Consider the following 12,635-nt stretch of genomic DNA (forward strand, 5'->3'; position numbering starts at 1 on the left):
TCGCATTGACATCCGGGTACCGGATGCGTGTGACCGACCGTAGACTGGCGTGTGGACACTCCAACAGGTGTCTACGCTCCAACGTTCCCTGTCGGATGGCCGACGTCGCAACCGGGGAGGAGTGCCGTGCCGCTTTCTGAGCATGAGCAGCGATTGTTCGAGGAGATCGAGCGGTCGCTCGCCGACGACCCCAAATTCGCCTCCGCGGTTCGCGCGAGCGACCCACGTCATCACGCCAAACGCCGCCTGGTCATCGCCGGCCTCATTGTGCTCGCCGGGCTCGCCCTGCTGGTACTGGGCGCCGTCAACCGGTTCATTCCCCTGGGAGTGGCCGGCGCGGTGGTCATGTTCGGCGCCTTGTTCGTCCTGCGGCCGCCGCGTCGCAACCGCAAGGGGCGCCTGCGCTCCGTCGGCGGCACCTCTTCGCGGAAGGTCTCGCGCAGGGGCTCGCTCGCCGACCGGCTCGAAGAGCGGTGGCGCCGGCGCGGACTGCGCTGACGAAAGCGCTCGCGTCCCGTCCCGGTCCAACGCCGTCCGGGCCGCGAAAACGAGGAATGTGGTTCACCGGCCGCGGCGACGCCGCGGCCGCGCCATGACTCCGGTCCGTGGCTAGGCCCCCAGACGCTCCCGGAGCTCGCCGATCGCGTCGGTGATCCGCTCCGCCTCGCCCTCGTTCCTCGCCCGCAGCCCTCGCAGGACCGCCAGCGCCCCCGGCTCGGCCGTGCACCCCAGGGCGTCCACCGCGTAGGGACGGCTCCGCTCGTCGATCAGCAGGGGAGTCAGGGCGCCGCTGTCCGGCCAGCGCCCGGCGGCGGTGCACAGCAGCTCGCCGAGACCATTGTCGAAATCCTCGCGCAGCAGCCCGCACAACTCGTCCTCGGCCGGTGGGCGCAGAACCAGGTCGGCGAGCGCCGCGACGAGCCCGGGGCCCTGCCCGGCCACCCACACGTCGATGTCGCCCAGCAGGTCGCCGTCGTTCCGGAACGGCCCGCGCGGCCCGGCGAACTCGGTAACGGCCTTGATCACGTCGGCTCTCGGCATCGCCCGCCCCCTCGGTCGCTCGGCGACGGTTCCGCCGACGCCGGCGTCCGATCGCCCCCCGTCGCCAGCGTACGAGCCACGGCGCTCGTCCGGTCCGGCTTTCGGCCCCCCGGCCCGCGCCAGGCCGCCCAGGTCCCCACCCGGGCGGCCATCGGTGCGTCCGCCGCGTCCATGCCCCTCGCGGCGTGTGGTGCTCTCTAGAAGGCCGAGGTGGCCAGTTCCCCGACGGCCTTGTCCACCGCCGAGAGGATCTCGCGGATCGTCGGCGTGTGCCGGTCGGCGATGGCGAACAGCTGCTTGCGCAGCGCCGTCCCGCCGGTCGACAGGTGCAGCGATCCTTCGAGCTGGAGGACGTACAGCAGCCCGCAGAGGGCCGCGTAGCCCGCGTCGGGCGCCACGACGCCCGTCACGGTCCGCCGGAGCGCCCCACGCGCTCGCGACACGTACGCCTCCTGGGTCGGGACGTGCCGGGTGACCGGCACGAGCCCGAGTCGGCGCGTCGTCTTCGGCATGAGCACGCCGACGGTGACCATCTCGGCGCACACCCGTTCGTACATTCCCGGGTGCCACGTCATGATCCAGTCGTAGGCGCCGCGCGTGCTCACGGCCCCCCGGACCTCGGTGACGGCCTGTCCCTCCATGCCCTCACCGATGAGTCCGGGTGCCCGGTCGCCGGTCTGCTCCCGCTGCCAGGCGCTGATCCGGCCGTGCGTGCCGTCGACCAGGCCGCGCAGGGCCAGGTCGATCAGCAGCGCACCGGCGAGCCCGGCCGACAGTGACGGTACGTGGATGAGCGGCTTGCCGCCTTCTTCGTGTGAGAGCAGGAACAGCTCGTCGCGTACCGGCAACCGGTCGTCCACCGTTTACTCCTGTCCGTACTCGCGGCCAATTCCCCGTAGTCGGTCGTGCGCGCCCTCGTAGGCGCTGATGCTTGGCAGGTAAGCCTTCTCGACACTAGCCACCATTGTGTAGTTGGGGTCGCACACATTGCCTACCGGGGCCTGTCCCGCCTGCCCGATCAACTGGTAGGCGTCGAGCTGCTCCAGCCCGGTGAGGCCCCCGACCCAGCCGACGAGGTCGTGCTGGCTGATCCGGAAGGCGTCCTCCAGCGGACGCGCCGAGCCCGTCGACATCAGTTCGGCGTCGGACTCGAAACGCGGCCAGGGCGTGCTCACGCCCTTGATCAGGTCGACGGCGACGACGGTGTTCATCGCCGCCTCAACGGCCACGCCGGTGACCTCTCCGGCGCCCTGGCGGCAGTGCCCGTCGCCGAGGGCGAAGAGGGCACCGTCCACGTTGACGCCGAAGTAGACGGTCACGCCGGCCCGCAGCTGCGGGCTGTCCATGTTGCCGCCGTGCGCGTCGGGCACGATCGTCATCCGCGACTCGTTGGCGCCCGGGGCGACGCCGACGGTGCCGTGCATGGGATCGAGCGGCAGTTCGACGCTGAAGTCGGACTTGCGCGCGTGGTAGCGCACCACGCCGGCGGCGACGTCGACGTCGTACTTCCACACCCGCTCCTCCAGCGGAGGCTGGAGCGTCGCGGTGTGCGAGGTCCCGGTCAGCGCCCCGAAGTGGGGGAACGTCGACGAGACCGCCCAGTCGCGAGCGGGCGTGATCGACACGAAGTGCAGGGCAAGGGTGTCGCCGGGCTCGGCGCCGTTGACGTAGAACGGGCCCGAGACCGGGTTGAGGTACGGGAACGTGCACACCTGCGTGGGCAGGTCGTCGACGCCGCGCACCGCTCCACCGAAGCAGTCCTCGGTGTAGACGCGCAGCACGTCACCGGGGTTGACCCGCAAGACCGGCTCCCGCTGTCCGCCGAAGGTGTAGGCGAGCTGCTCGGGGGTCGGCTTGTAGGTGTGGACCTCGGTCATGCGCTCTCTCCGGAGAAGGCGGGCTTCTTGTCGGGCTCGGGGCTGTCGCCGCTGATCGGCGCGGGCAGCTTCGGTCCGCGGCCCATGATGTACAGCGTGATCAGCACCAGCACGCCGAGACCGAGCCAGATCAGGCCGACGATCTGCGCGGCGATGTTGGCGTGGATCACCACGGCGGTGAGGATCGCGAAGCCGATGACCGGCATGACCAGGTGCGCGAAGTAGCGCTTGCTCTTCTTGCGCCCGATGTAGTGCCAGACCACCGAGACGTGCAGCGCGAGGAACGCGATCATCGCCCCGAAGTTGATCAGCCCCGACAGTGTCCCGATGTTGTCGCCGATCTTGTCGGCGTCCACCACGGCCCACAGGCCGACACCGAGGGAGACCGCGGCGACCAGCAGGATCGAGTTCGACGGGACGCCGTGGCGCACCGAGACCTTCGACAGGAAGCGCGGCAGCTGACGGTCGCGCGACATCGCGTACAGCAGACGCGAGGTCGCGACCTGCGCGACGAGCGAGTCGGCGAAGCCCCAGGCGATCGCGGTCGCCGCGAGGGTCAGCGTGGCGAGCCACTTGCCGCCCGCGGCGAGTTCGGCGGCGTCGTAGAACGCCACACCGTCGGCGTCGCCCTCGGAGATGATGCTGGCGGCCTTCTCGGCGGGGATGTACATCGCCGCGACCCAGGTCTGGGCGACGAACAGCAGCCCGGCCAGGCCGAGCGCGCCGGCCATGGCCTTGCCGATCTGGCGGGCGTCGCCCTTGTTCTCCTCGGCGAGCATCGAGATGCCGTCGAAGCCGAGGAAGGACAGCACGGCCACCGACGCGGCCCCGAAGCCGACGCTCCAGGTGAAGGTGTCGCTGTTGTAGAACGCGCTCCAGGAGAAGCCCTCGCCGCGGCCCTCGATGAGGCCGTTGATGCCGACCACGAGGAAGATCGCCAGGACGATGAGCTCGCCGAGCAGGAGCAGGCGGGTGACGCCCATGGTCAGCTTGATGCCGAGGATGTTGACGACGGTGTTGAGGGCGAGGAACCCGATCAGCCAGGCCCAGACGGGGACCGCGCTGACGATTCCGTTCATCGCGACGCTGGCGATCACGTACAGCAGCGAGGGCACGAGGATGTAGTCGAGCAGGATCGACCAGCCGGCCAGGAAGCCGACCGGCGGTTTGATGCCGCGCCCGGCGTAGTTGTAGACCGACCCGGCCATCGGGAAGGCCTGGACCATCTGCGAGTAGGACCACGCGGTGAAGATCATCGCCGACATGCCGACGAGGTAGGCCAGGGCGACCATTCCGTGCGCGGCCTGGAAGACGCTGCCGAAAATACCGAACGGCGCGATCGGGACCATGAAGATCAGACCGTAGAAGACGAGGTCGGCGAAACCGACTGTCCGCCGAAGCTCCTGGCGGTAGCCGAACCTCTCGATCCCTTCGGGGTGAGTCACGAAGTGGATCCTTTCTTGTCGAGGGGGGAAGACACGACAACGCGCCACCCCCGTTGGGTTGTCCTCCCAGGTGAGAAGTGGCGCGGATCGGAACGTGTTCGTGCGGTTGCTGAATCTAGCTATCACTTACCGGATAGGGGAAGTTGGAGGATCCGCTATGGACGGTCCAACCTGGACACGTAGGGCCAGGTAAACGGAGGGATGTTGACCGGAAGGCGGATTCTATTCACTGAATAACCGGGCTCGTTCGCCTGTTTCAGCGGATGTGCCGGGTGGTATCCCGCCGGGTTCTCGTCCCGGACGGCGCGATGGGCGCCGAACCCGCCGGGTTCCGCGCCCATCATCGTTTCCGCAGCGTGCGGCTAGTACCTCCGGCCGCGTTTCGAGCCGAGACTCCTCGACACCTTGCGCGCCAGACGCGTGCGAGCACGCCCGACCGTGTTGACCGTCCGCGCGATCGTTCGCGACAGGCCCTGGCGCCAGGAGCGCAGCACCGAAGGCGGCGCGAGCACGATCCACAGCCTCCGCCAGCGACCGGTGTGCTCGGCCAGTTCGGCGCGCACCGACTTCAGCGCGCCCGTCAGATCCTGAGCGGGCGGCGGCTTCGGCGAGTACCTCGCCTGCTCCTCGGCCGAGGCCAGGAAGCGGACGCCCTCGGCGGCCGGGCCGGTCAGCCGCGGTCGCGCGATGAGCCGCTCGGCGGTACTTCGCGGTGTCTCCGACGCCCCGCCGGGGAAGTCGTAGTCCACGAGCGTGTCCTGCAGCTCCAGCCACGCCTGGTGGGCCGAGCCGACCGTGTCCTCACCGGACCGCAGCCGGCGCTTGCGGCGCGACCCGCGGTTCAGTGAGGGCATCGCGAGCACGAACAGCGCCGCGAGCCCGCCGCCGAGCCAGTACGGCCACATCGCCGGCTTCGCCGCGTCGGCACCGGCCGCGCCCGCGCCGAAGTCACCGAGAGCGGGGGCGAGCATGTCCGTCGGACCCCCGCTCGGCCCCCCGTTCGGCCCGTTGGGGTCCTCGTTGGGGTCACTCGGGTTGGGGTCGTTGGGGTCCTCGACCCGGTTGGGGTCGGGAGCCCAGGGCGAGTCCACCGCGGCCCGGACGTTGCTCGACGGCGTCGGGTCGAAGGGAACCCAGCCGAAGCCCTCGAACCACACCTCGACCCAGGCGTGCGCGTTGAAGTTGCTGACCACCAGCGAGTCGTTCACCGAACTGCCCTTGGTGAACCCGATGACCGAGCGAGCCGGGATTCCCGCGCTGCGCAGCAGCCAGGTCATGGCCGCCGAGTACTGCTCGCAGAAACCCTTCTTGTTCGCCAGGAAGTCCTCGATCGCCGTCGCCGACGACCCCACGTCGGTGGACGTCTGGTAGGTGAAGCCGTTCTCGGTGGAGAAGTGGTCGTTGATGGCCATGGCCTTGTCGTAGTCGTTGTCCAGGCCCGCCGTCAGCTCCTCCACCAGCCGGTCCACCGACTCGACCGGATCGACCTGCGTGTTCAGGTCGTAGAAGTCGGTGTCCTGAGTGGCTGCCGGCGCACCGCGCAGCAGCGCGGCGGTGAAGTTGTAGCGGCGGAACGTGAACGAGTACGACAGCCCCTCGGTGTTGCTGGAGTTCGAGAACACCGTCGACGTGCTGGGGTTGTACAGCCACGACTTCGCGACCTCCACCGAGGTCGCGTTGGCGTACAGCGGCAGCGTGCTGTCCAGCATTCCCAGGATCTGCACCTGGGCGGAATAGTCCTGCCAGGTCAGCTCCGGGTTGAACTGGGGGTTGGGAATGCCCTCCGCGACGGGATAGGCGGTCTGGTCGGCGATCGGGGCAGGCCGGATGCCGTCGCTGTCGAGCGTGTCGAGCACGTACAGCCGCAGGTAGTTCGGATTCGGATCGTCGGTCACGATCTGCGCCATCGGCACGGTCTGGTCGAGCGTCAGGTTGCCCCGAAGCTGGACCATCGCGTCGATCCGCCGAGCACCGTTGCCCTCACCCGTCCCTTCACCGGACCCGCCCGGGCCCGTCCCGAAGGAGTCGAGCAGCCCCGCGGTGTTGATCCCCGGCATGATCACCGGGAACAGCAGCGCGAACACGATTCCGACCGCCGACAGCCACCGGCCCGTGCTCGCCAGCGGCGACGGCTCCCACACGTCGATGTTGCGGCCGTCGCCGGTGAACCGGCGCCCGAACCTCCGCACCCGGTGGATGTTGTCGGTAAGCAGCAGCCACAGGTAGCCCAGCGCACCAGGGATGAACACCAGCCACGGGACGCTCTCCATCATCACCGTCATCGGCACGATGTAGAGCACCAGCATCGGCAGACCCGCCAGCGCCGGCGTGCGCAGCCCGATCGTGAACAGGTCGACCAGCAGCGCCATCAACCCGACCCCGAGGACGGCCACGAAGATCAGCCCCGTCGAGTGCTGCACCGGGATGCTCTGCTCCGAGGCCGACCTCCCCGCCTCGGCGAACAGGTCGGCGAAGTTCGTCGCCGTCGCACCCGTCGGGATCAGGCCCAGGATCGCGCCCTTCGACGCGCTCGTCCAGGTCAGGAACAACCCCAGCGCCAGCAGCTGACCGCCCAGGACCACCGGCAGCGGCGCCCGCAGGGTCCGCAGGCCCATGCCCGTGCCGACCACGACCGCCACGGCGAACACGATCGGGAAGAACCACTCGAACAGCCCGGCGAAGATCAGGGTCAGCGGCGCCGTCGAGAGCAGGGTCGCCGCCCCGCCGATCAGGGCCACGTTGTGGCGGCGGTTCATCGGGTCCCTCCAGAAGCGTTGGTTCCCCCGGGCTGTCCCGCACCGCCCAGGTGCGTGGCGGCCTCGGCCATCGCGGCCCGCACGGCGAAGCCCTGCCCGCTGCGGCCGACCAGCGGCCACAGGTGGGCCAGATCGTCGCCGCGCCGGACCGGCACGACCTTCCAGCCGGCGCGCATCAGGTTCAGCACCGTCTTCTGGAAGGCGTCGTCGGCCGTCTGCCGCTGCGGGGGAGGCAGCGGCAGCCACGTGCTCGAATCGATCAGCAGCGCGATGCAGCTCGCCCCAGAGGTCCGCAGACCCGCCAGGCGCTCCGACTCGCGCGCGTCGAGCTGCCCGATCACACCGATGATCAGGCCACCGTGCTCGCCCTGCCGGGCCCGGTGCACCAGCTCGTCGAGCTCGCCGTGCTTGCGCAGGCGCACTTCGGCGAGGTGGTCGAGGATCTCGCCCTCACCGCCGAGCTGACCGTCGAGGTCGACGGTCTCGGTGACCATGCGCAGCTTGTACCCGGCGCCCTTGAGGTGCAGGGTGATGCTGGCCGTCGCGGCGACCGCCCACTCGAAGCTCGACGTGGGCCCTTCGCCCCGATGCCCGGCGCCGCGCACGTCGAGCAGGACCGTCGCCCGGCTCTCCCACGGCTGCTCCTCGCGGCGGACCATCAGCTCGCCGGCGCGGGCCGTGGAACGCCAGTGGACCCGGCGCAGGTCGTCGCCGTAGCGGTATTCACGGGTGGCGACGTCGTCCTCACCGTGCACGGCGACCGAACGCGTGCGGCTCTCCCCGCTGCCGGCGTACTCGCCCGTCAGGCGCATCTGCGGCAGAGCGGTGATCTTCGGGGTGACCGTCAGCCGGTCGGTGGTCGGGAACGAGCGCGTCACCTCGCACAGCCCGAAGGGGTCGGTCATCCGGATGACCAGCGGCCCCACGTCGTAGCGGCCGCGAGCCTCGGCGCGGACCGTGTAGGAGACCGAGCTTCCCATCAGTCCCGCGAGGCGCTCCAGCACCAGGCGGGGACGTGAACCGAGCGCGTAGGGCAGCCGGTCTTCGAGCATGAGCGTCCCGGTCGGCAGGCGCGCGGAGTTGCGCAGCCGCAGCACCACCCGGGCGCTGTGGCCGACCTCGGTCCGCTGCGGGTCGAGGACCCGCGCGCTGACCAGTTTGTAGCGGGTCCGCGCCAAGGCGAACGCCGACAGCAGAGGCATGGCGGCGATGAGCGCCGCCACGCGCATGAGGTCCTTCTCGCCGACGACGAGCGCGACCAGCCCGATCGAGGCCGCCGCGGCGAAGAAGGCCTTGCCCCGGGTCGTCAGACCGCGCAGCGACTCCCTCATGAGCTACCTGCCGTGACCCGTGCGCTGAACCGGGAGGCGGTGTACGAGGTCGGCGACGATCGCGTCGGTGGTGCGGCGGGCGAGCTGCGCCTCCGACGTGGGCAGGATCCGGTGTGCCAGGACCGGAACGGCGAGCGCCTGGAGGTCGTCGGGGAGGACGAACTCGCGGCCTTCGAGAGCGGCGACGGCGCGAGCGGTGCGCAGCAGCTGCAGGGCCGAACGCGGGCTCGCGCCCAAACGCAGGTCGGGCGCCTCACGGGTGGCGTGGACGAGGGCGACGGCGTACTGCTTCACCGCGTCGGACACGTGCACCTGGCGGGCCGTGGCGATCATCCGGCGGATCACGTTGGCGTCGACGACCGGGCCGAGCCCGTCGAGCGGGTCGGCGCCACCGTGGACGTTGAGCATCTCCAGCTCGGAGTTGGTGTCCGGGTAGCCGATGGCCACGCGCGCGGTGAACCGGTCGCGCTGAGCCTCGGGGAGCGGATAGGTGCCCTCCATCTCGATGGGGTTCTGCGTGGCGATGACCATGAAGGGCGTCTGGAGCGGGTAGGTCACCCCGTCCACGGTCACCTGGCGCTCCTCCATGCACTCCAGCAGCGCCGACTGGGTCTTGGGGGACGCGCGGTTGATCTCGTCGCCGACCACCAGGTTCGCGAAGACCGCGCCGGGCTTGAACTCGAAGTCGTGGCTGTCCTGGTTGTAGATGGACACGCCGGTGACGTCACTGGGCAGCAGGTCGGGAGTGAACTGGATGCGGCGGACGGTGCAGTCGATGGAGCGGGCGAGGGCCTTGGCGAGCTTCGTCTTGCCGACGCCCGGCACGTCCTCGATGAGGAGATGGCCCTCGGCGAGCAGGACGGCGAGGGAGAGCCGGACGATGGCGTTCTTGCCTTCGATGACCCGCTCGATGTTGGCGACCACGGAGTCGGCCGCCGCTTTGAACTCGTGCAGTGCCATCGGTGCTCCAAGATCCTGCCACTGGCCGCTCCTGGTGGGATGAACGGTCATTCGGCCTCCTCGACACGGGGCGCGACGCACAGCGGAAGACGTCGTGCCGTTTCCATGGGGGGCAGCGTGCCAGGATCGCGCCAGCCGTCCTCCCCGTACGGACTTCTCTGAATAATGTCAGCAACTTCCCGGGAACATGAAACGCCGAAGCGGTCATTTGTTCATAACGAGTTGGTTGACAACCAAACCGCCGCGACCGGTGGCGATCAACGGGTTGCTCGTAGTGAGATCCCAGGTGGGGCTAGGTAGTGTCCTAGGGCCCGAACGGGCCCTTTTCGACACAGTACGCGTGCGGCGCAGAGTTTGGGGGGCACGCGGCGGCGGCCGGAAGCAGTGGGGGCGGGGCGGCGGCGGGCAGAAATGGAGAGGGTGGCCAATAGGGCGCGGAGCTGGTGAATCGGCGAGTGAAGGGGGCGAAGAGAGGTGGCGATCGGCCGCGGGCATGGCTGGTCCTCGACGTGGTCGCGCCATCCCGCGCCGGTCCGCTGCCGCCTCCGCGTCGAGCCGCCGGCTTTCGCGACGAGAGCGACACCGCCGGTGCCGTGCGGCAGGTGCGGGGCCTGCTCGACGACATCACCGGCAGCTTGACGCCTCCCGGGCTTCCGCGCGTGGCGAGTCACCCCGGACGGGCGTCCGCGGCCTCATCGTCCACTATGGAGTCGAATATCACCGGCCGACGCCCGGCCGGGCCGCGTTGACCGGACCCGATCATCGGCGTGACGTGGCCCCCGCAATCGACGCGCCTGGCAACGGCGCATCGAACACCTTGCTCGATCTGCTGTTCGGCGCGTTCGCGAGCACATCACCGTCGCACGGCTCATGGAAAGCGTCGACGAGATGTGCGGCTTTCCCCGGCGCCATGACGCGGGGGCGGTGGCGCATGGCGCTACCGGCCACAGTGGCCCCTACCGCCCGCCGGCCGGCCACCGCCTCGGCTCGGGCGTGGGTGCGCCCAAGCCGAGGCGGAGTCGCCTGTGCGGCGGGACCGTGGTCGTGCGGCCTCAGTCGAGTTCGGCGATCGGGATGGTGAGCCGGGAGGGCTCGGCGCCGGTGCTGGAGATGGTGAGGTCGGGGTTGTCGGCGTTGGCGTCGGCGAGGAACTCGTCACCGGTGTCGACGACGAGCCGCAGGAGTCGTCCGGCCCGGATGATGTAGTCGGTGAGCTGGAAGGGCACGTCGACGGTCACCGCGGCGCCGGGTTCGCCGTCCAGGACGCTGTAGGCGGCGCTGGTGATGATGCGGTCGAAGTTGAGGCCCGGGGGAGTGGCGATGTGTGCGGTGGTGGCGTCGAAGAGGTAGGCGACGATGGTCGCGGCGGAGGACGGGGGCGTCACGGTCAGGCGCAGGCGCACCTCGCCGCTGATGCGCCGGTCCTTGTCAAGAGGTGCGCTGCTCCAGATCGCGGCGTGCTGCCGGGGCAGGTCGGCGGTGTTGTACCGGCGGAAGTCGCCGAGACGTTCGCGGACGCCGCGGAAGATGAGGCTGTCGGCGATCTCGGCGGGAGTCTCCTTGACCTGGATGGTGCGAGACCAGGGCGACTCGGTGCCCTGGCTGTCGAGGGTTCCGTCGGCGGTGGCGCCGGGCTCGCCGAGGGCGAAAGGCACGGGCGCGTTGACGAACTCCTCCCACGTGCCGTAGCGGTGCGCTTGGGTCAAGACCGAAGGCATCGCCTCGACGACGATCGGCTCGGCCTCCGTGCCCTCACCGCGCAGGTGCAGGTCGAACCAGTCGATGGCGGCGTTGGTGGGCCTGCTCGGACCACCGGCGAGGCCGGTGCCCTCACCGTTGCCGTGGTCGCCGATCTGCACGACGAGCTTCTTGGGGCCGGCCGTCAGTTTGTTGTAGAGATCCACCACGGCACGGTTGGAGAAGATCGTCTCGTGCCAGAACGTGCACAGCAGGATCGCCAGGTCCGCGCGGTCGAGCCCGTCGAGGAACTCCGGCTGGACAGGGGAGCGCCGGTCGGCGTAGGCGCGAAGACCCGGGATGTCGACGTTGTCGATGATGTTCTGGAAGACCTGCTCGGTCTCGGGGTTCAGCCGGCTCGGCCCCGGCATCGGAGTGGCGCCGGGGGCGCCCGGCCAAGTCTGGAACAGGCCCCGCAGCGCGTAGAAGGCCTTCATGTGCCGGGTCTGGTTCTCGTAGAGCGACTCGAAAAGGTCGCCCCAGGCGCTCATCGCGGCGACCGCTTTCACCCGCGGGTCCTTCGCGGCGATGAGCAGGCTCTGACCGGCGCCGTACGAGGCGCCGCCCATGCCGACACGGTCCATGTCCGCGGCGGGAAGGTTCTCGGCGGCCCAGTCGAGCACCGCCGTCCCGTCGGCCTGGTCACGTGGGCCGGCGACGTCGATCCTGCCACTGGAGCGGGCGAGCCCTCGCTCGCTGTAGGCCACGACGACGTATCCCCGGGACGCGAGGTTGGCCATGAACCCGGTCTGCAGGGCGGGGTGGAACATCGCGTAGGCGCGCCATCCGACCGACGCCAGCGGCGCCGGCAGGACGATCAGCGGACACGCTCCCGGCTGGGCGTTCTCCGGCTGGGCGACACACGCGTCGAGCTCCACCTTCTTTCCCGGGAACTCGGGGTCCTCGGCGACCTCGATCTTGACGGGCTGGAAGGCGACGGGCACGGCTGCGGTTCCCGCGCTCGCGGCGGGATCGGGGACGGTGGCCGGGGCGGTGCTGAACATCGCGTCGAACTCGGAACCGGGCGCGGCGTTGTCGGGCGCGGCGAACTGGTCGGACATGGAGCCCTCCAAGACGGATCATGCGGGGTCGGCGCCGCCCTGGGCCGAGCCGGCCGTGGCCGGGCGGCGGATGGGGACGGCGCTGCGGGCAGGTGCCTGGACGCGCGTCTGAGAGGGAGCGATTCCCACCCTGAGTTCGCCCGAGGTCACTAAGCGTCGACTGTGAGGGAAATCGTGCGAGATGTACTCATCTAAGACAGATGCCCGACACTTCGCCCGCGCCGGTTTCACCCCACCGGCGGAAGCCGCTCACCCCCTCCCTGCGATCCCCGACCCGCTTCCACCGTCTCCAAGCGATCTCCCCCCTGCCCTCCCCGTCGCCCCACTCCCGAATGCGGATAGAGCCGCTGGTCGCCGCGCGCTACACTGCACCCATGAAGGCGGCCCGGCTGCTCCTTAGTAGGCCGTGCTGACGCGAGGTAGACCT

The 12,635-nt window shown here is 69.9% G+C and carries 9 protein-coding genes; 1 reads left to right on the top strand and 8 read right to left on the bottom strand.

Annotated features, from left to right (window positions below; translation table 11 throughout):
- Positions 1-126 precede the first annotated feature (126 nt).
- On the top strand, positions 127-498 hold the full coding sequence (locus AB0I28_RS25640; RefSeq protein ID WP_357497390.1) for a DUF3040 domain-containing protein: 372 nt from the start codon (positions 127-129) through the stop codon (positions 496-498).
- A gap of 111 nt (positions 499-609) precedes the next feature.
- Here the strand turns inward: AB0I28_RS25640 and AB0I28_RS25645 are convergent, their stop codons facing one another.
- From AB0I28_RS25645 to AB0I28_RS25680, 8 genes are all read right to left on the bottom strand, one after another.
- A complete protein-coding gene (locus AB0I28_RS25645) occupies positions 610-1,041 on the bottom strand; it encodes a hypothetical protein (protein ID WP_357497392.1) in 432 nt (143 codons plus the stop codon).
- 197 nt (positions 1,042-1,238) lie between these two features.
- A complete protein-coding gene (locus AB0I28_RS25650; RefSeq protein WP_357497394.1) occupies positions 1,239-1,901 on the bottom strand; it encodes a GPP34 family phosphoprotein in 663 nt (220 codons plus the stop codon).
- Between the two features lie 3 nt (positions 1,902-1,904).
- Positions 1,905-2,918, bottom strand: a complete 1,014-nt coding sequence (locus AB0I28_RS25655) for an acetamidase/formamidase family protein (protein WP_357497395.1) — start codon at positions 2,916-2,918, stop codon at positions 1,905-1,907.
- Positions 2,915-4,363: an APC family permease gene (locus AB0I28_RS25660; RefSeq protein WP_357497397.1), complete on the bottom strand. Its 1,449-nt coding sequence runs from the start codon at positions 4,361-4,363 to the stop codon at positions 2,915-2,917. Before AB0I28_RS25660 ends, AB0I28_RS25655 begins: the two co-directional genes overlap by 4 nt.
- A 362-nt stretch (positions 4,364-4,725) precedes the next feature.
- Positions 4,726-7,119: a DUF3488 and transglutaminase-like domain-containing protein gene (locus tag AB0I28_RS25665; RefSeq protein ID WP_357497399.1), complete on the bottom strand. Its 2,394-nt coding sequence runs from the start codon at positions 7,117-7,119 to the stop codon at positions 4,726-4,728.
- On the bottom strand, positions 7,116-8,450 hold the full coding sequence (locus AB0I28_RS25670) for a DUF58 domain-containing protein (protein ID WP_357497401.1): 1,335 nt from the start codon (positions 8,448-8,450) through the stop codon (positions 7,116-7,118). The genes AB0I28_RS25665 and AB0I28_RS25670 overlap by 4 nt, the downstream gene beginning before the upstream one ends.
- Positions 8,451-8,453: 3 nt before the next feature.
- The gene (locus tag AB0I28_RS25675; protein WP_357497770.1) at positions 8,454-9,410 is read right to left on the bottom strand and encodes a MoxR family ATPase; all 957 of its coding nucleotides are present in this window, start codon (positions 9,408-9,410) and stop codon (positions 8,454-8,456) included.
- A gap of 1,052 nt (positions 9,411-10,462) precedes the next feature.
- The gene (locus AB0I28_RS25680; protein WP_357497403.1) at positions 10,463-12,208 is read right to left on the bottom strand and encodes a CocE/NonD family hydrolase; all 1,746 of its coding nucleotides are present in this window, start codon (positions 12,206-12,208) and stop codon (positions 10,463-10,465) included.
- Positions 12,209-12,635 lie beyond the last annotated feature (427 nt).

This window comes from Phytomonospora sp. NPDC050363 (assembly GCF_040655735.1).
Taxonomy (GTDB): Bacteria; Actinomycetota; Actinomycetes; order Mycobacteriales; family Micromonosporaceae; genus Phytomonospora.